Source organism: Citrobacter gillenii (assembly GCF_013337685.1).
GTDB lineage: Bacteria > Pseudomonadota > Gammaproteobacteria > Enterobacterales > Enterobacteriaceae > Citrobacter > Citrobacter gillenii.
Map to the genome: position 1 here is coordinate 77,298 of NZ_SUQN01000008.1, position 21,721 is coordinate 99,018.

Genomic DNA, 21,721 nt, shown 5'->3' on the forward strand with positions numbered 1-21,721 from the left:
TGTAATCGGTGCCATACAGAGAGCGTTAAGCGAGCGGTATTCCCTAAAAGCAAAATGCTTACCAGTTTTTTATAAAACGACAAAATCATGACGAGAAAATTAATAATTACTTTAACTTCAATGAATTAAAAAATAGTGAGCGGATTAATGTCGTAAAAACAGTGTGCTGAGTTTATCGCGTTATTTTGATAAATTATCACCAATGATAAATAGTGTGATCGCGGAAGATAAAACAAAAAATATATCTAAAAACAACGTAATAGATTGATTATGCGCAAGCCGAGCTGGTCATATTTCGCATATTTATCATTCTCCTTGATAAATTCGCTGCCCAACCGGAGAGGGATCATGATTTCAGTACTCAGTAATATTCAGGATGATATCTGCAATTATGCTGACGCCATTTCCGGTATTACCGGGACCGATGTTGAAATCATTGATGAATCTTTAATGCGCATTGCGGGCACCGGAAAATACCGGCACATGCTCAATGAGAATGTGGCAAAAAATGGCTATATCTATCGCCATGTTCTGCAGGTGCGCGAAACGGTGCTGATCAAAAATCCCGGTGAACATCCGCTGTGCCAGATGTGTGAAAAACATCGCTATTGTTCAGAAATGCTGGATTTGAACGCGCCCATCTTTCTTAATAATCGCGTCATTGGGGTGATCGGGATTATTTGTTCAACCCAGGCACAGCGAGAAACGCTACTCAGTCAGATTGATAAATTCGTTACCTTCATTGAACAAATCGCCGTCATGATCTCAAGCAAGGTCTTTGAGTGCCTGGAACGCTTACGCGCCCAGGAGACGCTGGGCGCATTCCGTCGCCTGATCGATGCGATGGATCGCGGCGTCGTGGCGATCGATGGTCATGGCCGTATCTGGCATGCCAACCACTCCGCCGATCGTATTCTCAACCGGGAGGTTCAGGGACTCCCCCTCACCATTGAAACCACCGGTGACAGTTTGTATGGCGATGAAGAAGCGTGGCTGACGCTCGAAGGTCAGAAACATCATGTATTGTGCAAACAGATTTCACTCTCGTCACAAGATAACGATCGTTTAACCATGGTTATTTTTCGCGATGCTCATGACTACCTGAGCAGCATGACGATGCCGCCTTATGAGTCCGATACTCAGGTGCGGTTAATTGGCCATTCCCCGTCAATGGAGCAGCTTAGAAGTACCGTAGGGAAAATCGCTAACAGCTACGCCAGCGTGCTGATTACCGGGGAGAGCGGATCGGGGAAAGAAGTGGTGGCATTTGCGATTCACCAGAGCAGTCCGCGTAAAACCGCGCCTTTTGTGACGATCAACTGCGCAGCTATCCCCGAGCAGTTACTGGAAAGTGAACTGTTCGGCTACGTCCGTGGGGCGTTCAGCGGTGCGGACCCCAAAGGACGGATGGGCAAATTTGAACTGGCCAACGGCGGCAGCTTGTTCCTCGATGAAATAGGCGATATGCCGCTGCACCTGCAGGCTAAGTTGCTCAGGGTACTGCAGGAAAAAGCGATTACCCGGGTAGGCTCGAATAACACCATCGAAATTGATGTCCGCATTATCGCAGCGACCAACAAAAATATTCACACGATGGTTGAGAATCATCAGTTTCGCGAAGATCTTTTTTATCGTCTGAACGTGGTTCCGCTGGTACTCCCTTCCCTACGGGAACGACGTGCGGATATCGCCGTCCTCGCCCAGTATTTTGCCGATGAGTTCTCAGCAAGCTACCAACGGCCACCACAAAAACTGCCCGATGATGTGATCAACCGCCTGTATACCTGGCACTGGCCCGGAAACGTCCGCGAACTGCGTAACGTCATCGAATATATTTTTGTCATGCGTGGGGAAGCGACCGGGATCAACGCCAGCCACCTGCCTCCATACCTGCTCACCGCGGCGGACAGCAGAAAACCCGCTATATCGGCACAACCACGTCAGCTTGCCAGTCAGGGAAAACAAGCCGAAAGAGAAGCCATTGAGCGTGTTTTACAGCGTTTTGGCACAAGCGTAGAGGGCAAGAAACAGGCGGCGACAGAGCTGGGGATCGGCATCGCCACGCTCTACCGAAAAATTAAGCTGTACGGAATGTAAGCCATCTGTCCATGCTCTAAAAAAGAAGAAGCCCGCATAACGCATAACGCGGGCTACATTGTGCATCAGATTTGCGGTTTATATCGATACTGTTCAAAGTATTTCCGCGCCCTGCCATCGGCTTCTTCTAAAGCGGCAGGAGAGAGGTTTTCCCGCGAAGCATCTAGCCCGGCCTGAGCATCAAAGTTTCCGTTAGCAACGGCCACGGCATTCCAGATATAGGCTTGCGCATAGTCCTTATCTACTCCTTTCCCTTCCAGGTACATCCTGCCCAACAATCTCTGGGCTTCCGGACTACCCATTTTGGCTGCGCGCTCAATATGTTCGACGGCTTTCTTGTCATCCTGAGCGACCCCTTTGCCCTCGAGGTACATCAATCCCAGGTCCGTGTGAGATCCCGCATCGCCTTGTGCGGCAGCCTTCTGATACCATTCGAAGGCCTTTTTATCGTTCTGCGCGGTTCCCTCACCTTTTGAGTACATCATGCCGAGCATCCCTTGTGCCAGCACATCCCCCTGGGCTGCCGCCTGCTGAAATAACTCAAATGCTTTCTTGTGATCCTGCGTAACGCCGACGCTTTCTCCCAGGTAATACATCACGCCCAGCACGCCCTGAGACAGCGCATCACCCTGGCTGACGCCCTTACTCAACAGGGCAAAGGCTTTGTTGCGATCCATACCGACGCCATGCCCTTCAAAGTAGCGCCGACCCAGCAGCCCCTGCGCTTTTGCATCTCCCTGTTCAGCGGCTTTACTCAATGCTTTAACTGTGTTGTAACCCTCGGACAGCGACTTTTTACTGTTGAGAGCACGCTGTGCTTCGGGATTCCCCTTATCAACCGCCTGGTGTAACCACTCTATCGCCAGATAGTTTCCGCGCTCGGCAGCGAGGGTGAGCCAGTTGATCGCTTGCTGATTACCCTGTTCGGCTTGATGGTTAAACCACTCAATCACCTTGCCGTCATTCCACCGTGCTCCTTCACCATCAAAATAGACTAAGGCGAGGACGTAACGTGCGTCGGGATTTCCCTGCTCAGCCGCGCGGGTCAACCACTCAACGGCCTTCGTATCATCACGCGCAACACCTTTTCCTTCGCAATACAGGGTTCCAAGGTAGTACTGCGCCTTTACATCCCCCGCCTCGGCCCCTTGCTGTAAAACAGCCATCGGCTCTTTGTTCCACTCTTTTGCATATCCTTGCGATATTCCCGCGCCCCATAATAAGCCAATGAAAGTGAAGGCGAGGAGAGGCCGAATGTTCATAAAACAGAATCCTTGTTAAGAAAAATACACATGATGGAGAAGACGCTTCAACAATCCAACGTATTTGGCTGGCATTGCGATCTACATCAGAATTATTAACTATATACTGCATAAGGATGAGAAATAACCCCCTTAAATTAAGTTGATTCTCACTCACTTATCCACGAAGGAAATCAGGACAGGTCAAAGATAATAAAAAAGCCACGACTTATCGTGGCTTTTTGCGTTCACACCGCATCTACAATTAGTCAAACACCCCGTTAATCACCGAGGTCACAATCGCGGTGCTCAGCGCAATCAGCACCAGATTGTCGCCCACCACCTGCCATTCGTAGCCGGGGTAATAGGGCAATTGATTGAGCATCGAGGCCGGAACGTTCTTCTTCGCAATACCCGGAGGCAGCGGCTTGCCACGCGCCAGATTTTTGGCGATGCCAGGAGGAAGCGATTGATACCCGGTCAAACCGTATCTGACCGCATACTGTCTTGCCACATTAAAGCTAATATCGCTATCAACATGATCCGGCTTGCCATAATTTTTACGTTGTTCAGATTGCTGATTGTTTTTTGAACCTAAATTGCCTTTCTGACTATTACCGCTATTACCCTTGTTACCATGATTACCGCTGTTACCGTTCCCGTTTCCGTTACCCGGGTTAGCGAATGCAGGCATGGCGCACATCGTCATCGCAGCAACCGCGACCAAAGCGGTTGCTAAAGTACGAAACCTGGACATGATGATTCCTTAATATGGAGGGACCTTTAAAAGGTACGATACTTCGTAAATGCCAGCCATCTCTATAGTTCCGATTTATGTGCAAAAAAAGCGGTCCCTGTCCCGGACAGAAAAGGCATCATCGTGATGTAAGATTTGTTGACGTAACCCGCTATTCCCGATAACTCAGATCTTCATGTGACTGACAGGCGATCTGAGTTTTTGGGAATAACTTCGCGAAAACGGAGAGAAAACGGCGTTTTTTTTCGGTTAAGCTATGTTCATGCTTTGGCGCTACCACCCGGTCAAACTCACTACCCAGGAATTAATCCACCATGGCTAAAAGTATCCCGCAACTGCCACATGACCCACATATGTGCCGCAGTTATGAAAAAAAGACGCGTAGCCCACTGGCACTCTATTCCGAGTATCAGCGTATGGACGTCGAGTTGCGGGCGCCGTTGGCCATGACCTACAGCCACTGGCACGGCCAGGTTGAGGTGAATGTTCCGTTTGATGGCGACGTAGAATACCTTTTCAATGATGAAGTGGTTCGGAGTAAGCAGGGCTACATTACGCTATTTTGGGCCTGTACCCCTCATCAGCTCACTGACCCTGGGCACTGTAAACAAATGGCAATATTTAACTTACCCATGCATTTGTTTTTATCCTGGCCGCTGGACAGGGAACTGATTAACCATGTAACTCACGGAATGGTCATTACATCATCAGCATCACAGCAACTCAGCGCGTTTGAAGTTCAGCGCTGGCAGAATGAACTCAACAGTGATAACGAGCAAATTCGCCAGCTCGCCATTGATGAAATTGCCCTCATGCTCAAGCGGTTTAGCCTTTCAGGCTGGCAACCTTTATTGGGTAATAAAACATCACGTACCCAGAAGAACAGTATTTCACGGCACTCACAGTTTTACGTAAGCCAGATGCTTGAGTTTATTGCCGCCAACTGCGACAAGTTGCTGACGGTTGATGCTATTGCCGAACACGTTAAACTCAATCCAAACTACGCGATGGGCATTTTTCAACGGGTGATGCAACTGACCATGAAACAGTACATTACCGCCATGCGTATTAATCATGTACGCGCGTTACTGAGTGACACCGATAAAACCATACTCGACATCGCCACGATTGCTGGCTTTCGCTCCAGTAGTCGTTTTTATAGCTCATTTCATAAATACGTTGGTATGCCACCACAACAGTATCGCAAACTCAGCCAACAGCGGCGGAACCATTAACCTTATGTGGAGAAATAACGAGTCATCAGAACAATTTATCCTATTACTCCCCGGAGATGATAGTCAAAAAAAATAAATAAATAATAGAAAACCTGGCGCAGTTAATAAAATAACATTCGCTATTAACGCGAGTCACTATGTCATTCAATTATTGGATGACCTGTAGCAGGAATTTATTTGATTTGTAGAATCATTAACTATTTGGATGGAATTATGGAACCAAAAAACTGTGCTTTAAAAAACCGGAAGGAATTATCTTTCTTTTGGTCAGTGTTACCGATGGTCGTCATGCTAGGTGGAATTAGTATCGGATATTTTATTTTTAATATTCGTGCAGAACCCATGATTTTAATGGGCACGGCGACCGCCTCATTTATCGCTCTCGCACACGGCTATACGTGGGACGATATTCTACAATCTATTTGTAATAAAATATCTGAGGCGCTGCCTGTCATACTGATTGTCGCGAGTATCGGCTTCTTGATTGGAGCGTGGATGGTGTCAGGCACCATTCCCATGATGATTTATTATGGTTTGAAGTGGATTAACCCACAATATTTCTATATTTCGGCTTTTTTGCTGGGTGCTCTCATCTCCGTCTGTACCGGGACTTCCTGGGGATCGATCGGTACCGTTGGCATTGCCATGATTGGTGTCGCGATTGGGCTTAATGTATCGCTACCCATCGCAGCAGGGGCTATCGTCTCAGGTTGCTGGTTTGGCGATAAACTCTCTCCCGTCTCTGACTCCACAAACATGGCCGCACTGGCGGCAGGCGTAAACCTGTACTCGCATATCGGGCATCTGCTGTGGACCACCGGTCCAGGTTTTGTAATCTGCTGTATTATTTACAGTTATATGGGAATGGGGATTGATGCCTCGTCAAGCGTACCTGAAAATATTACCCATTTGATGAATACTATTGGCCAGATTTATCACTTTAACATTCTACTACTGCTGCCACCGATTATCGTTTTGTACGGTTCGCTGTCAAAGAAACCAGCGATTCCTATGTTATTTCTGTCAACTATCGTGTCGATGATTCTGGCGCTAGTCTTTCAGGTATTTACCGCCGCCTCGGTCGGCGAATCGGTGGTCAGTGGCTTTAAGCTCGCGATGCTCACAGGCGATACTGTCCCTGCACTGTCAGCTGATGTTGCTCGCTTACTGGAACGCGGTGGCGCAATTTCCATGTTTAGCAGTTTCGTTACCGTTTTCAGCGCCTTTAGCTTCGCCGGGGCGATGAGTGCCACAGGCTCTCTACACACCGTCATTAACGCACTGACGAAAGGGGTTAAATCCACATTTCGTCTGGTTGCCACCACTATTGTTACCACGTTCACCATCTGCGCCTGTACGGCAAACGGCACGTTACCTCTATTGTTGTGTGGTGATGCCTTTAAAGATGAGTATAAAAAACGGGGTCTTGCGGCAAAAAACCTTTCTCGAACAACAGAAGACGCCGGGACAGTCGTTGAACCCATTATTCCCTGGTCTGCTTCCGGTGTTTACTGTGCCACGATGCTGGGCGTCGCCACCCTCGATTATTTACCTTGGGCAATCTTATGCTACAGCGGGGTCATCTTTGCACTGCTGTGGGCGGCGACAGGTATTGGTATCGCTAAGTATGAATCCAATGACGACGCTGAGTATAGAGTTGAACAAAAATCCTAGCCTCGTTCTGTACATAAATAGACTTCGCTAATTTTGTGTTACTTAAATTTTATTTTTAGAGACCTGCCAGGAGTCAGCAATGTCTTTATTTGACGATATTGTCACAAGGGATGCTAATTGTCGTAAGTACGGGCAATTACAACAGATGTACGGTACCAATGATGTATTACCGCTGTGGATTGCAGATATGGATTTTGCCACACCAGAACCCATTCTGAATACGCTACGGGCTGTTATAGAACAGCCCGTTCAGGGCTATAATCTGGATTACCCACAGTGGAAAGAAGCGGTTATTCATTGGTATGCGCAACAGTATGACAGTAGCGTTCAGGCGCACTGGGTGCATTTTGTTCCGGGGGTCATCAAAACCATCGTACTATCATTGATGGCTCTCACCCGTTCAGGGGACAATATATTGACCTGCAGCCCAATATATGACCCCTACCCCAACCTGGTCAAAACCAGCGGCAGAAATCTGGTTCAAACTCGCCTAATTGAGAAGGATGGCGGTTACGAATTTGACTGGCATGATTTCACAGAGAAGCTTAAAGCATGCAAAATGTTTCTTTTTCCTTCTCCGCATAATCCCGGCGGGATGGTATGGCGCCGCGAGACGCTTGAAAGAATAAGTGACTATTGTCACGACGCGGGCGTCATCGTGATCGCGGATGAAGTTCACTGCGATTTGACCTTACCCGGCAAAACACACCACCCATTTTTCAACCTCAATGAAGGGTTAAACAGTCAATCGATTGTGCTTGCCTCTATCAGCAAAACCTTTAATATCGCAGCGATACAAGGCGGTATCGCCATTATCAAGAACGATGAACTGCGCGAACGGTTCTATCATTTTCTTGATAACTGCTACCTCGCCGAGACCCATTCGTTACAGCAGGCGGCCATCTACAGTGCCTATACTCACTGCAGTGACTGGCACCAGAAATTATTGACCTATCTGGCTGACAATATAGCGTATGTAAAAGATGAAATTGAAAAGCACTGCCCCTTGATCTCGATTCTGTATGGCGGCGCATCCTATCTGCTGTTTCTGAATGCTGAAAAAATGGGCCTCAGTGATGAGCAACTGAGCGCTTTTTTTGTCCATGATGCCCGGCTTGGCCTGTCGCCAGGTTATCAATATGGTCCTGGCGGAGAAGGCCATATGCGATTAAACGTTGGTTGTCCGCGTTCTGTACTGGAGGAGGCCATGGACAGACTCAAAAAGGCATACCAGAAGAGGCTGGACGCGTAGCGCTATACCCAATATTTGCCCTGCTAAGTCAGGGCAAAATACCCCAAAGATATGTCCTGACCGGCTATAAATACTTCCTCTTCTCTGCGCGAGTGTTAAACTGGAAAGTGTGATCTTCATCATAACCTGCTTAAACAGAGAAAAGAGACACTGCTATGCAACATATCATTGAGGGCTTCCTCAACTTCCAAAAAGAGATTTTCCCTCAACGTAAGGAACTCTTTCGCAGCCTGGCCTCCAGCCAGAATCCTAAAGCACTTTTCATCTCCTGCTCAGACAGTCGTCTGGTGCCAGAACTGGTTACGCAGCAAGAGCCAGGACAGCTTTTCGTTATCCGCAACGCGGGCAATATCGTCCCTTCTTTTGGCCCGGAACCGGGCGGTGTATCTGCCACCATCGAATACGCGGTCTTGGCGTTAGGCGTGACGGATATCGTTATCTGTGGGCACTCCAACTGTGGTGCGATGAAAGCGATTGCTGAAAGCCAGAGTCTGGATCCGATGCCTGCGGTGGCCCACTGGTTGCACTACGCCGATGCGGCGAAAGCGGTAGTCGAGAAGAAAACCTGGGATAACGCAATCGACAAAGTGAATGCCATGGTGGAAGAGAACGTTATCGCTCAACTGAATAATATTAAAACGCATCCGTCTGTCGCTGTCGGACTGCGTAATAATGCGCTGCGTCTGCACGGTTGGGTGTACGACATTGAAAGCGGTGAGATCCGTACGTTGGATAAAGACAGCAAAACGTACGTTTCACTGGCAGACAATCCGCAGGTGCATTTCGAGTAAAATCTTTATCTGGAGCAAGGATGCTCTGGCAACGTCACACCGCCCCTTCCCCCCGCCACTCGTTCCGTAAGTGGACAAAAAACGCGCTTGCGACTAGCTTTTAAACTAACCGTTAATGTTGCTGTATGGCACCCGGTGAATTGAAGCGACAAAAGGAACTCGTGCGAATGCAGGCCAAATATAAAAAAATAATAAATATGCTTTTTTATCATGAGTCGTGGGACATCATGATTATCAAGGATAATGGTTCGCATACCTTTCCTACTAACACGTTGGATATACTGAAGCGTACCCCTGCGCAGCAACTTAAAAAGAAACACACCTTTCAGGCCGATCCTTTCATCATTGAAAGAGATAATAAAGTTTATATTTTTTATGAGGCTTTACGCTTCCGTAATTCGAAGGGGATCCTACGCTGCCGTATACTCGATGCCGACTTAGCGGAACTCGATGATGTGAAGCTCGACGGTTTCGATTATCTAAAATGCCATTTATCCTTTCCTTTTGTATTTGAGAGCAATGGCCAGCTCTTTATGATCCCTGAGTCTTCAGAAAGAAAAGAGGTTATTTTATTTCAGTGCGTAGATTTCCCGCAACGCTGGAAGGCGATAAACGTTTTAATCTCGGACGAAGCATTAACCGATAACGTATTTTTCTCACTACACGGTGCCTGTTATCTGTTATCGACGACAATGAATAATGAGCTGATGATCCATACTGCCGAGAGCGTGAGCGGTCCGTGGCAGAAAATCACGCCCACTTTGCAGTTGAGCAACCTGCATCAGCGAGGCGCCGGGGCGCCCCATAACATCGGCAATACACTGTACTTCCTCACTCAGGAATGCACGCCTGAAACCTATGGAAAATCAATTTACATCAAAGCATTAGTCACGCTAAACGCATTTTCTTTTGATGAAAAGCTTATTGCACAGGTCAATGCCGCCATCAACCAAAGCGACGGTGTACATACCTTAAACTTCACGAATAACTATCTTGTCTACGATAGTAAAATAAACACCTTTAGTTTTTTATCGATACTCAAAAAAATATCGTATAAGTGCATGGTGAAATTCAGAAATTTATCTCTTACCCGACGCCACTCATAGCCCTGTATTTATAGCCGTGGCCTTGGTGAGTCAATAATCTTTTTCATAAGATTTCCTCTGGAGGCTGTATGGCAATACTTGTCACAGGTGGCGCAGGTTATATTGGTTCACATACCGTGTTGACGCTTCTCGAAAGAGGTGATGAAGTTGTGATCATCGATAATCTCACGAATGCCTCACAAACATCATTACATCGGGTCGCAGAACTCACCGGAAAAGAACCGATTATTTACATTGCCGACGTTCTGGACAGAGAGGCATTAAAAACGATTTTTTCACACCATGACATTAGTGATGTCATTCATTTTGCTGGGTTAAAATCAGTTTCAGCATCCATAAAAGAACCCCTCGCGTATTATAATAACAATGTCACCGGAACGCTGGTTTTACTGAGTGAGATGCTGACTGCGGGTGTTCACAGCCTAATCTTCAGCTCTTCCGCAACGGTCTACGGAGATCCGGAAAGCGTGCCGCTCAGCGAACAATCGCGCACCGGGGGAACAACGAATCCATATGGCACCTCTAAATTAATGGTCGAACAGATTCTGGCGGATTTTTCCCGCGCACACCCTGAATTTCGCCTCACCTGCCTGCGCTATTTTAACCCCGTCGGAGCCCATTCCTCAGGCCGAATTGGTGAGGATCCAAATGGTATCCCCAACAACCTGGTTCCCTATATTTCTCAGGTTGCGATTGGCAAGCTTGAAACCGTGTCGGTGTTTGGCAATGACTACCCAACCCCGGATGGCACTGGGGTACGTGATTATATTCACGTGATGGATCTGGCAACCGGCCATTTAGCGGCTTTGGATTGCCAGAATAAAGGTCCAGCCTATAAAGTGATAAACCTCGGTACCGGCATCGGCTATTCGGTGATGGATCTTATTGCCGCTTTTGAAAAAGCGGCTCAACGAAAAATTAATTATCAGATTGTTGCACGAAGACCCGGGGACATCGCCGAATGTTGGTCTGACCCGTCGCTGGCGCGCGAAGTACTGGGCTGGCAGGCTACCTACACGCTTGATGACATGATGCGCGACACCTGGAACTGGCAGAAAAATAATCCTGATGGTTATCACGCTTAACACCCATCAACAATGAGCCTGCGGGCAGGCTCATTGTTGCTAATGGCTAACGCGCCGTGATCGTCGACACACGATACCATCCGCTGCTCTGCTTCCCTTCATTGGCAAAGTTAATTCTCGCGGCGCCCGACTTATCCACGATCGCCACTTCAATGGCGTATTTTCCTCTCGGTAACGCACCGGGCATAGGGAGTTGATAATTCAGCTGATGTTGACCCGGCAGCCAGCGACGAATGTCTTCCGGTGAATTTCCCTGAGCAACAACATTGTTAGCATCATTAATAATACGAAATGACAGGGTGTAAGGAAGGTAAATCGGCGCAACGCCGTCATTATACCAGGTACTGATCAGCGCCAGGCTGCGACCATTTTCCCATACTGACTCATGGCTCAGAGAGGCCAGACGAAAGCGATAGCCCAACCTGGTCAGTGCATAATCGACAATCGGCCGATACTCTCTGGGCACCGTTCGCGATTTCAGGTTGAGGGTACTGGCATGATGCTTCACCGCCCAGTCAAAAATCCCCTGCACCTCTGCGCGCGTATAATGAAAAAGATTCTTCCAGTCCAGCATATACGAACAAATTTCCAGACTCACCGGCGATCGTTTCCAGGCATCGTTTAACCCGGAATAACTTTTCTGCGCAGCCAGCAATCGTTGCGGGTAATCATCTGCCATGTGATTCCAGTCATTTGAAAACACACGCAGGTCGCCCCAGCAGTCCGCGCGCCATCCAGCTCCTCGTGCCACCGCATTGGCCAGGCTTTGCCCACCGCTCATCAACATAATTTTTGGCGTTACGGGAAATGCAGCAAAGTGCATGGCGACGTAGCGATCTAGCTGCTCGGTGGTATATCGTTCCAGCAAGGGTTGCAGCACATCTTTCGGGAAGTTGCTGTTATGCCATTCTCCCCACGATCCCACCATGCCAATATCGACAAACGCCAGGTTCTGATTACCATCGTAGCGCTTGCCAAAAGCGTTCAGCAGACGTTGGCTGTAGGCTATAAACAGGGGATCGTCGAGATCCGGGATAAAGGTTTTATGATCGGGCGTCCATTTTCCTTTCACCCCTTTTTTAATCAGCCAGTCGGGGATCTGCGAGCCGCTTTCAGGCTCCGCAAGGGCCATAAACCGCAGCCCCACGTTCATCGCGGGCCGATGCGCCACCGCATATTTAAAGGCATCATCAACCAGCGCAAAATTGTACTGGCCTTCCACTGGCTCCAGTTCCCGCCAGTAGAAGCGTTCATATTCAAACCCGGTATTAGGGTAATCCGCCAGGCCCAACGTTTCACCATAACCCTGATGAAAACTGGCCACCCCAATCCCGGGGTTGGTCAGCGGACCGGTTACGGCTTTGGGGGTGACGGTGGTTAATGCAGCCATGGCCGTCAGCGGAAAGAACACACTCAATAGCGCCAAACCCCATTGACTCTTCATCGCCGTAACGCCTCCACCCGTTGGTTAACGCTAGTGGTTTTTCAGGCTTAGCCACCAGTCCCAAATACCCACATGAAAATTCTGGAACACATCAATACCCAACGCGGATTTGATCATATACAGCGTCAGCAATACGCAGCAGGTAACGAACAACACAACAAACAGCAGTAACAATGCGATCAGAATATTGGATAGCGTCGATTCCCGACGATGCCAGTGACGTAAATCCCTGCCAAACAAAAAGACCAGGTAAAAACGTCTACCGAAAAAGGGAAAGCTTCTACGAATATCAACCTGGTGTCTCGATCCCAGGGTAATAGCAAGGACCGCTTTTTCGACTCCGTCTTTTTGTTCGGCGGTCAACCCCTGCGAGATCTTCTCATCCAGTTGAGCATAAAATCGTTCAATGACGGGCGGTCGGTTCTGAGAGTTGGGCAAAATTAACCTATATCTTTATCAATAGCGTGATAGACGGTGACTGTTTGTCTGGCGATTTCATGCCAGTTATAGTTTTGCAAATATACACTATAGTCAACGCTATTTGCTGTCGCCCATCTCGCCATTTTCCCGGCCAGACTCGCCAGATTACCCACCTGAAAATACGCCTCTGCGGGTAACTTGACCTCCAGATTCGCCGGAATATCGCTCACCACCGCAGGCAGAGAAAATGACATCGCCTCCAGCAGCGCTATCGGCAACCCCTCATGATACGACGGCATGACAAACAGTTTTGCCTGCGAAAACACCGCCTGAAGTTCATCGCCGCGTAAAAATCCGGTCATCACCACACCTGGCGTATCAGCGGCCTGCTGTTTGAGACGAATACTGTATTCGGTCGGGTGATCCGCATCGCCAATTAACACTAATGGCATCGTCAAACCACTTTGTTGGTAGGCTGAAATGGCATCATGCATGCCTTTTTCTTCCACGAATCGCCCCACCACCACAAGATAGTTTTTCGGCTGGAGAGCATAACGCGACAGCGTCTGGTGAAGGGTATGTTCTGATAATGTTCGCGGTGCGTTCACGCCATTGTGAATTAAATGCGCATCATAGCGGCGATGCTTATTCTGGATAAGCTGATTAATGACTTCAGATATTACAATCACTTCATTGGCATATCTCACTGCCCAGCGTTCACCGAGCAATAATATTTTCTTTGCCACATACCCCCATTTCTGGCGGTCATAGTCAGGTCCATGATGGGTGAAAACGACCTTCTTGCCCAGTAACCGCAATACCGGAACCACTAATCCCGGACCAATAGCGTGGACGTGCACGATAATCGAGTGGTCAAAACAGGTGCTGAACGCGGCTAAAACGGAATGAACAATCGCTTCCAGCGAGCGTTTTTTAGGTGCCCACAGCGCATGGGTTTCGACATTCTTATACGATGAACGGGTGTAATTCACGTACGGCGAGCGGGCGATAACACAAATATCAACATCGCATAGCCGTTTAATTTCCGGATAAAGATGTTGGCAGTGCGTTTCCACGCCACCCAATACATCGGGAATACCGCGCGTGCCAAATACCGTTATTTTTTTACGCATATTATGGCCTGCCCAGCAGTTCTTTATACAGTGCCTGCAACGTTTCCATATGACCACTGAGCGCATATTTATCACTCAGCCGTTGACGTCCATTGATGCCCATTACCCGTGCTTTCTCCGGGTCTTCGACCAGCGTATCCATCGCCTCTGCCAACGCCTGCGCATTACCCGGCGTAAATAATATCCCTTCAATACCATCGCGAATTTGTTCAGGGATCCCGCCAATACGTGAGCCAATTACCGGCTTGCCTAATGACATTGCCTCTAACACCGCCATCGAACAGTTTTCATAACATTCCGAAGGCAGGATCACCGCCCGGGCATGTTTAATCAGTTGGTCCAGGGCTTCCCCTTGTTGTACATAGCCTAAAAAATCCACGTCCGGATATTTGGCAATCAACTCGTCATGTAACGGGCCATGACCGACAATTTTCAGCGGCGCCGGGTTACGCATTTTCTGGTGAGCGGCCAGCAACGTAGCCACCCCTTTTTCACGGCTCAGGCGGCCAAAGTACAGCATATAACCTTCATCACCAGTCGTCTCCACGGGCCGGCTGTCATCTACGCCATTGACGATGACATCGATACGCGAATGCGGCAGCACACGTAGCAAAATGCCGCGTAAAAATGCGCTGGGGGACACGATCACATCCAGCGCCTGATAATTTTGCGCAATGTATTGCCAGGTAGCCTCTAAAGAGAGCAGTAAACTCCTGGCGGCAGACCCTTCCTGACAGCGGTATCTGAAAGCATTGAAGACGGTCCCGGTAATACAGGCATCGCACACTTTCCCGTCGCGTAGCATAGAGTATGAAGGACAGACAATTTTATAGTCATGGGCGGTCAGCACCGTTTTACAGCCAAAATTGCGTGCGACTTTAATTAGCGCTGGCGTTAGCTGATGATAGATATTATGAAAGTGAACGATATCCGGGCGTTCTTTCTGCAGCAAGACCTGCATTTTTCGACAGGCTTCGGCGTTATGAATAAAGTTAACCGCCGTTTTAATACCGCCTAACAGGTTACTGTCTGTATGGTAATCAACATTTTTGACAAAAAAATCCGCATACTCCGAGGGGAAATTTTTCTCATGCTGCATCGAAAAATCAATCACCTGCACGCCGGCCTTTTTCAGCATCTCGCGTTCCTGAAAATAAACCGTTTCCGCCCCGCCCTTTATAAAGAAAAACTTGTTAACTAATAAAATTTTCATTACATCCGCTCTTTTTATTGTTGAATGATTTTACTGTTGGGCGGCGTCAGCGGATCGCGCACAGGATGAAGACACCCTTTCAGCAATCCCACGGAACGGACAATCATATTAATGACGCTTTGAACCCCATCGCTGAGAGAACGATTTTGCACAATTTTCCACAGTGTGAACGCCAGTAATGGCAGCAACACCAGGGTAATAATGCTGCCGTTGACGGTGACCAGTGCGGCAAGCAAGATCAACAGATACAGCGCAAATACCGCCTCATTTTTGACCATCTTGAGGGCGCGGGTGAAATACGGTGTTCCAAAACTACAGCGCAACAGCTCTCCCGGCGCCTGGTAATAGCCGCTCAACCACCGATGTTTCAGCATCTTGAAGGTCGGCAGGGTGTGTGACGTATGGCTAAAATAAGGGATATCCAGACGACGCAGTTTGTAGCCGGCATCGGTTAATCGCAGCCCCAGCTCGGCCTCTTCATAGGCGTGCAAATTCCGGTTGGTCAGATAGCCAATCTTTTCAATCGCCGCGCGACGATACAGCCCGCCGCCGCCTAAATGGTCACAATCGCCCACGGGATAGATCTGGTTAATGCGCTGTTTACGGGATTTGAACTCATAGTTCACGGCATCATCCATTTCGACGGTTCCCGCCACGCCGGCATACTCTTCATGCGCCTGTAAAAAGGCGACGGCCCGATCGACAAATCCCTCTTCCAGCGCCATATCGCCGTCCATCAGCAGCAGATATTCGCCTTCGCTATAAAGGTAGCCCAGCTGGTGTCCGACACCGCAGCAGCGATCGCCCGGCTCCGTTAATGACACCACCGTCACCCCTTTATTCACCGCCAGTTGCTGGGTCCTATCTGTCGACAGGCTATCAGCCACAATAATTTTATGCGGATATCCCACCAGCTGTCGGCGGATGCTGTCGATGGTTTTCTCAATACCTTTAGCTTCGTTGAGCGTTTTAATACTCACCGAGATAAACGGGATATTATCCATACCCTCCTCCTGCGCTGCGAAGAACGGTGCGACGAATCACTAAGCTTGAACCGAGCGATAAATAAAACAGGAACTGTAACATCGGCGTTATCATCAGGATTTGGCTATAAGGTAAGCTCACTAAACACGCGATCGCAAAAGCGTTATACGCTGGCGCAAAGCTCAACAGTTGCAGATCCTGCGGGTCCAGTTGTTCAAGCGCCAGTACCGGTTTCGGCTGACACACTTTTAGAATATAAATAAACAGACCGATAAACAGCAGCGTGCCAATCACGCCAATTTCCCACAGCAGCATACTCAGCGACGTGGAGTCCAGGATCAGGTTATAAACAATATTCAAAAACCCAGGTGATACCGAACTTCCGCTGTTGGTCGCATTCAGGCCGTAGCCAAATAGCGTACCGGACAGTCCCCACAGATCGTTATTTTTAAGCCAGAACAGAAACGTCGTGAAGCGGCCCAGTTCACCGGTCGACATGATGTAGTTGGGATCAAAGATATAGCTGAGTGAATCGATAAAAACGCTAAAGGCGCTTTTGGTCGGATCGCCGCCAAAAGCAGACGAATAGTACCAGGCCAGAATCATCACCGACAGACCGATGAGTACCAGCATGCCAATAACAATCAGCAATAACGTTTTGAGATTAATTTTACTGACGTCTTTAACATAGCTCGGCGAAATCCACACCCAGGCCAGGAACAGCGGTGAAAGCAAGATGACAAACTTCACTTCACCAATAATACACAGCCCAAACCCAAGAATAATATGCAGCGCCATCGATTTAAACGTCGTCAGCCCGTGTTTATATTCCGAGAGCTTAAGCAACATAATCAGCAGGCAAAATAACCCCATTGCCGCCGTATTACCGCCGCCCATTGGGTCGCCCCCGAAGGTCCCGACCACCGAGTCCCATTTTTCCTCTTCGCCGCGCTGCGCCACGCGCTGGGGAACCACCAGTAATACCTGATAAATCATCACCGGGACCTGGGCGTAAAACACCCAATACAGATAGCGCGTTGCCCGATAAATCTGTGATTCCCGGCAGAATCCCAGCAGTAAACAGATCATCACCAGCGACAGTGCTATCTCGTTTTTAAAGGCCACAATCGCGACGGTTACCCCGCCCTGCAGCAGGGTTGAAGCCCCAGCCAACAGCAGAAAAGAGAAATACAGCGCAAGAATAATGGTCTCCTGGGCATCCAGATGCAGCGGGCTCTCACGCGTTTGCATCACCATTAATCCGACCATGAGCAGCGTCAGGAAAAACGGGATCCACAGCACCGACTGCATACCGGTAAAATATTGCACCAGTCCACACAGGATCAGCGTGATAAAGGTATAGGCCTGTAAATAATATCCGGTATTCAGGGTCATAATATCACCGGCTTGTCTTTCAGCAGATTGGCGCGCTGGTTCATTTTGAAATAAATAAACCCATAGCGAATAAATGTCAGCGCAGAGAACAAGATGACTGACGTGGCATAGTCTTTATAAAAATAGGGCACCACCACAAAAGCGACTAACACAATCGCCAACTGTTCCAGCTGAATACGCAAAAAATAACGATGGGAGCCAAAAATAAGTTCAATTACCGTGAGTGGGCTGATTGCCAGCGCCGGGAACAAATAGGGCAGCATATAGCGGGATGTCTCAATGGAGTTAATCCAGTCCTCGCTAAACCCCAGCCGCATCACGATGGGATAGAAAATAAACACCCCGAGCGTACAAACCACCCCAAGCACTAACAGCAGCAAACGCACCTTTGTATATTCCTGATAATTAAAGGTGTTATTTCTGAAATCAATAGACCACTTGGAGAAAATGGTATTGCGCACCGCATTGCCGATGATCACCACCGGTGCCAGACAGAACCGACTGACGACGGAAAAATAGCCCGCCGTCAGCGCCGAGAACCAGAAGTTAATCAGCATAATCGGTAAATTGCTGCTGGCCATCGCCAGTACCTCAGCGCTGCCGACCTTGCTGATGTGATGAATATTTTGCTTAAAGAATCGCCAGTTATTCAATGGATGCAGATGCCCAAACGTCACCGAGCGGATATCAAACGAATGCAAAATACAGCTCGATGTCAGTAGGATCATCGCGCACGCCCACGACCAGTAAAAGGTTTGTACCTGATGCGTGAGCAGTACCGAGAGCACCACCACCACCGAAACCGAAATTCGCTGAAAAATCAGAAAATAAAAATTGGCCGTGCGCAGCGATAAGTTTTCTGAGATTAACGCCCACGCCGTAGAGAGCGTCAATAAATAGAGAAACAGGATATTCTGGTGAAACAACCACGCAGTCAGTACGGCGTAGGGCAACGCAATCAGCGTGCTTTGCAGCAGGCAAAACACCACATTTTGCGCGAGACTGTCGTCCTGCTGCTTAGGAATTAACAGCTGTGAGGCAAAGGTGCAAACCTGCGCCCCCACCACGGCAATACTGTAGTTGAGCGCATACAGTCCAACTTCGGCCATGTCATACTTATGTGAGATCAACCAGATAGACAGCGCACCAATCAACTGCGAGATGATTGATGAGCCAGCTATCGTGGATGCGCTCTTCAGTAGACTCATACGCGGCCTGGTGTCGTCAACAGTTGGTCAGTGCTGAAGTTCAGTGAACGCAGCCCTTCTTGCGTTTCGAGGTTTTTTTCTTCCACCCCGTTCAACACCGCGCCAATTACCACGCCCTGATTATCCTCAATCTTATCCAGCGCGCTGGCGATCGTCTGTGCCGTCCCCACACCGGCTTTCACGATGAAAATAACCCCGTCGGCAGCGCGCTTAATCAGCTGAATATCCTGGCTCTGATTCACCGCCGCCACATCAATAATAATGCGCTGATAGCGCGACTTCAGCTCGCGCATCAAAGGCTCTACATTTTCCGACGACAGCATCAGTAAAGAGGAGATAGTGGACTTACCTCGCGGGATAAAATCAAGATTCTCATGTATCGTCATCCGCGCGTTCTCCAGCACGATTTCGCCCCGTAGCAGCTCCGCCATGCCCGCAGATGCCGGCGTGGCGAGTTCATTCGTCAGGCCATCGTTATTAAAGAAGTCTGCATCAATGAGTAGCGTTTTCTGATCGAAACTAAAGGAGCTTGCCAGCAAATTGGCCAGCAGGGAACGCCCTTCACCGTGCCCGGCAGACGCCACCGCAACCGTCTGTAATGGCCGGCTATCCAGCATTATCCGGGTACGAATACCGTGAATAATGTCGGCATTCAGCGGGTTCTTCAAAATCATATCCCGTACCTGCGCGCGCCCGGTTGTGCCGCTAAACCGGCGGATTTCACCCAGCGGGGTGACGTTAAGGCGTTGACTCATACGGCTCAGGGTGCGAATGGAATTGTCCATTGCTGCTTTGACGATGAAGTACATGATGCTAAACACCACCACCATCAGGACCACCATCATCAACAGCAATGACTTATTCGGTTTTACCGGTTTTAACGGTGGCACTGCAGGATCGTACAGCACGGCATCTGCATTGACACCGGACAACGACAGTTCCTGAGTGCGCTGATACAGCGATTTATACAGGTCTTCCATTTTGTCTAACGACAGTTTCTGGCTGTTATAGCCATCTCGTTTGGACGCCATTTGTTGGAAGATGTCTTTCTGCTGCGCCACCTGCTGCTGATAATTCTTTTCATCCGCCAGCGCGGCCAGATATTGCTGACGTAAGCCAACTTTCAGTTCGCCCAGCACCCGCCCGGTTTGACTTTGGATCGACTGAACGTCGGCTTCCGCTTTTAAAATCGTCGCGTGTTTCGGCCCATACAGTTTTCGCTGTTCCGACAGCGCGCGCTGCGCCTGAATCAACGCGATACGTAAGTCCTGAATCTGGGCGTGGTCAGAAACAGAGGGCAAAGAAATGATGCTCTCAAGGGTTCTCCCCCGGCCATTCACTTCGTTATAGACCGACTCCGCCGCAACCCGACGCTGGGTCGCATCGGCCAGACGATTAGTCACAATACTAAGCTGCTCGGTTTCAAAACCGTCAATACCGCGAAAGGTCAGCAGCCCGGCATTTTTCAGGTAGCCATCCATCGTCTCTTTTTGCTTCACGATCGCAGCCTGTAGCTCTGCCATCTTTTCCGCATTCAGCGCCTTCGCGTTCTCCACTTTCTGCCGTTTTTGCTCAACCGTATAGTTGATGAAAGCCTGCGCGACGCCGTTGGCTATCTCAGCCGATTGCTGTGCTGAGGGTGACTCATAGGAAATAGAGGCCAGATTGGTCGTGCGAATGCCGATGACCTTCAGATGTTGAGATAATGTCTTCAGCGCCTGATCGACTCTCTGTTGTTGATTATCCCCGCTATTAGCCCCCGCTGCGGCCAATTTATTGCCAGTAAAATCGGGATTTTCATCCAACTTCAGGTCGCGTACCGCCTGCTCGAGGATAATGCGTGACTGCATCAGCGCATATTGCGTTTCGTAATATCCGCTGCGCGTTGAATCAAAACCATCCACCTGTGGAAACGGCGAAACGTTATCGGCTTGTGCCTTAATCAGCACCGTCGCCGTCGAGACATACTTTGCTGACATCATGCTGATCAAGGGATACGCCACCACTCCGGCGATAATTCCGGTTAGCGCAATTTTCCAGGCGTTCTTTTTAAGTTCTTTGGCAAAGCGGGAGAGTTCGACTGCGTTTTCTCGCTTTTTGCCGTTTTCCACTATAGAGAGTTTCATCATTAGAAGAACCCCATGCCAATGATCACAACGTCACCTGGACGCACCGAGTGCGTTAAATCCACATTCTCCAGCAGCTGATGACTGCCCGCCTGGCGAATATTGATATCTTTACGGTCAGCGCGATCGGTAAATCCGCCCGCCTGAGCGATCGCTTTCTCCACGGTAAGCCCCGGCTCATACGCGAAAGCATTAGGGCTTTTCACTTCGCCTGATACGTAGTATTTACGAAATTCAGCGACGCTAACCGTCACCATGGGATTAACCATATATCCATTACGCAAGCGTTGCGTTAATTCCGCAGTCACCTGGTCCGGCGTTTTCTCTTTTAATGCGAGCGTGCCAATATAAGGGAAATTGATGGTTCCGCTTTTATCGACGATAAATTTCATGGTCATCTCGGGTTCGCCGTAAACCACAATATTGACCGTATCCCCCGCACCAAGACGGTAATCCTCTGCGCTTGCCGCAGGGTCATCCGTTAATGGTGGCCTGGACGTTGCGCATCCGACCAACAGGATACTGAATAGAAAAAACGCGCACAGTTCTATTATTTTCAT

The 21,721-nt window shown here is 48.9% G+C and carries 18 protein-coding genes; 7 read left to right on the forward strand and 11 right to left on the reverse strand.

Features of this window, described 5'->3' with window-relative positions; all coding sequences use genetic code 11:
* Positions 1-348 precede the first annotated feature (348 nt).
* A complete protein-coding gene (locus tag FCH32_RS19070; RefSeq protein WP_174361354.1) occupies positions 349-2,097 on the forward strand; it encodes a sigma-54 interaction domain-containing protein in 1,749 nt (582 codons plus the stop codon).
* A 65-nt stretch (positions 2,098-2,162) separates the two neighbouring features.
* On the opposite strand, the gene FCH32_RS19075 is transcribed toward FCH32_RS19070, so the two are convergent.
* Positions 2,163-3,359, reverse strand: a complete 1,197-nt coding sequence (locus tag FCH32_RS19075) for an SEL1-like repeat protein (RefSeq protein ID WP_115257680.1) — start codon at positions 3,357-3,359, stop codon at positions 2,163-2,165.
* A gap of 244 nt (positions 3,360-3,603) precedes the next feature.
* On the reverse strand, positions 3,604-4,095 hold the full coding sequence (locus FCH32_RS19080; RefSeq protein ID WP_174361355.1) for an anti-virulence regulator CigR family protein: 492 nt from the start codon (positions 4,093-4,095) through the stop codon (positions 3,604-3,606).
* A gap of 314 nt (positions 4,096-4,409) precedes the next feature.
* On the opposite strand from FCH32_RS19080, the gene melR reads away from it, so the two are divergent.
* From melR to galE, 6 genes are all read left to right on the forward strand, one after another.
* Positions 4,410-5,330, forward strand: a complete 921-nt coding sequence (gene melR, locus FCH32_RS19085; protein ID WP_117343216.1) for a transcriptional regulator MelR — start codon at positions 4,410-4,412, stop codon at positions 5,328-5,330.
* A 213-nt stretch (positions 5,331-5,543) separates the two neighbouring features.
* The gene (gene nhaC / locus FCH32_RS19090) at positions 5,544-7,004 is read left to right on the forward strand and encodes a Na+/H+ antiporter NhaC (RefSeq protein WP_117343215.1); all 1,461 of its coding nucleotides are present in this window, start codon (positions 5,544-5,546) and stop codon (positions 7,002-7,004) included.
* 79 nt (positions 7,005-7,083) lie between these two features.
* Positions 7,084-8,256, forward strand: a complete 1,173-nt coding sequence (locus tag FCH32_RS19095; RefSeq protein ID WP_174361356.1) for a MalY/PatB family protein — start codon at positions 7,084-7,086, stop codon at positions 8,254-8,256.
* Between the two features lie 155 nt (positions 8,257-8,411).
* Entirely contained in the window at positions 8,412-9,047 is a 636-nt protein-coding gene (locus FCH32_RS19100) for a carbonic anhydrase (protein WP_115257678.1), read from the forward strand.
* A gap of 167 nt (positions 9,048-9,214) precedes the next feature.
* Complete coding sequence (locus tag FCH32_RS19105; protein ID WP_174361417.1) at positions 9,215-10,153, forward strand: glucosamine inositolphosphorylceramide transferase family protein; 939 nt, start codon at positions 9,215-9,217, stop codon at positions 10,151-10,153.
* Between the two features lie 68 nt (positions 10,154-10,221).
* Positions 10,222-11,238: a UDP-glucose 4-epimerase GalE gene (gene galE, locus FCH32_RS19110; RefSeq protein WP_174361357.1), complete on the forward strand. Its 1,017-nt coding sequence runs from the start codon at positions 10,222-10,224 to the stop codon at positions 11,236-11,238.
* A gap of 46 nt (positions 11,239-11,284) precedes the next feature.
* Here the strand turns inward: galE and FCH32_RS19115 are convergent, their stop codons facing one another.
* Genes FCH32_RS19115 through FCH32_RS19155 form a run of 9 tightly spaced genes read right to left on the reverse strand, consistent with a single transcriptional unit; the run spans position 11,285 to position 21,721 of the window.
* Complete coding sequence (locus FCH32_RS19115) at positions 11,285-12,682, reverse strand: DUF4832 domain-containing protein (protein WP_174361358.1); 1,398 nt, start codon at positions 12,680-12,682, stop codon at positions 11,285-11,287.
* Between the two features lie 30 nt (positions 12,683-12,712).
* Positions 12,713-13,120, reverse strand: coding sequence for a hypothetical protein (locus FCH32_RS19120; RefSeq protein WP_117343210.1), 408 nt, complete (start codon positions 13,118-13,120; stop codon positions 12,713-12,715).
* A gap of 2 nt (positions 13,121-13,122) precedes the next feature.
* On the reverse strand, positions 13,123-14,235 hold the full coding sequence (locus tag FCH32_RS19125; RefSeq protein ID WP_174361359.1) for a glycosyltransferase family 4 protein: 1,113 nt from the start codon (positions 14,233-14,235) through the stop codon (positions 13,123-13,125).
* Between the two features lies 1 nt (position 14,236).
* Complete coding sequence (locus FCH32_RS19130; RefSeq protein ID WP_174361360.1) at positions 14,237-15,448, reverse strand: glycosyltransferase family 4 protein; 1,212 nt, start codon at positions 15,446-15,448, stop codon at positions 14,237-14,239.
* 14 nt (positions 15,449-15,462) lie between these two features.
* Entirely contained in the window at positions 15,463-16,452 is a 990-nt protein-coding gene (locus FCH32_RS19135) for a glycosyltransferase family 2 protein (protein ID WP_117343207.1), read from the reverse strand.
* Positions 16,445-17,827 (reverse strand): capsular biosynthesis protein, encoded by a 1,383-nt coding sequence (locus tag FCH32_RS19140; protein ID WP_137362631.1) that lies wholly within the window; start codon positions 17,825-17,827, stop codon positions 16,445-16,447. Before FCH32_RS19140 ends, FCH32_RS19135 begins: the two co-directional genes overlap by 8 nt.
* Complete coding sequence (locus FCH32_RS19145) at positions 17,824-19,035, reverse strand: lipopolysaccharide biosynthesis protein (protein ID WP_174361361.1); 1,212 nt, start codon at positions 19,033-19,035, stop codon at positions 17,824-17,826. The genes FCH32_RS19140 and FCH32_RS19145 overlap by 4 nt, the downstream gene beginning before the upstream one ends.
* Complete coding sequence (locus FCH32_RS19150) at positions 19,032-21,161, reverse strand: GumC family protein (protein ID WP_174361418.1); 2,130 nt, start codon at positions 21,159-21,161, stop codon at positions 19,032-19,034. The genes FCH32_RS19145 and FCH32_RS19150 overlap by 4 nt, the downstream gene beginning before the upstream one ends.
* 2 nt (positions 21,162-21,163) lie before the next feature.
* The gene (locus FCH32_RS19155; RefSeq protein ID WP_096756031.1) at positions 21,164-21,721 is read right to left on the reverse strand and encodes a polysaccharide biosynthesis/export family protein; all 558 of its coding nucleotides are present in this window, start codon (positions 21,719-21,721) and stop codon (positions 21,164-21,166) included.